Raw genomic sequence first — 849 nt, 5'->3', positions numbered from 1 at the left:
GAAGGTACAGTACGAGGAACATCACCACGGCCATGGCGCTGTACGTCACCAGTTGCAACATCGGCGTATAAACGGCGCCGGTCTTGGTCATCGTCAACTGCTTGTCGGTGTTGCTCTGGCTGGCATCACGAAAGCGATCCTTTTCGTACTGCTCGCCGCCGAAGCTGCGCACAACGCGGTAGCCATGAATGGTCTCGGACGCGACGTGCGTGACGTTACCCATCGAGACCTGGATCTTCTTGCTCTGCTTGCGGAATTTCTTGCTGGTGCTGTTCACCATCAAACCGATCAACGGCAGGATGGCGACCATCACCAGAGTGAGCTTCCAGTTCATCCACAACAGCGTGCAGAACAGGAAAATCACGGTCATGCCTTCACGGATGACGACTTTGATCGCATCGGTTGCCGCACCGGTGACCATCGTCACGTTGAAGGTGATCCGGGAAATCAGGTGACCGGAATTGTTCTTGTCGAAGAAGCGATTGGGCAACTCCAGCAATTTGTTGAACAGCACCACCCGCAGGTCATGCACCAGGCCCAGAGAAACCCGCGCCAGGAAGAAGTTGCCCAGGTACGAGCCCACCCCCTGCCACAGCGCGATGAACACAATCATCAGCGGCACGGACTCGAGCAGCTGCAGCTTGCCCAGATACGGGTTGCCCGGAAACAGACTGGCTTCAGGATTGGCCAGACCGTCGACAAAGTATTTGAGGATGTAGGCGAGCATCGGTTGAGTCGATGCGAAGATCAGAAACCCGACGATGCTGAGAAGGAAAAGGCCGGCGTAAGGCCGCACGTAAGCCAAAAGGCGGAAATAGATCGCCAGCGTGGACTGGGCTTTCGGTTCAG

The 849-nt window shown here is 56.3% G+C and carries 1 protein-coding gene; it reads right to left on the bottom strand.

Annotated elements, in window-relative coordinates:
* The coding region (locus BK660_RS32320) for an ABC transporter permease (RefSeq protein WP_259698581.1) at nucleotides 1-826 on the bottom strand (826 nt) is incomplete at its 3' end.
* Between the last annotated feature and the right edge of the window lie 23 nt (nucleotides 827-849).

The organism is Pseudomonas brassicacearum, assembly GCF_003732265.1.
GTDB lineage: Bacteria > Pseudomonadota > Gammaproteobacteria > Pseudomonadales > Pseudomonadaceae > Aquipseudomonas > Aquipseudomonas brassicacearum_D.
The sequence above is the reverse complement of the archived record's forward strand: the minus strand, read 5'-3'. Positions and strand labels throughout refer to the sequence as shown.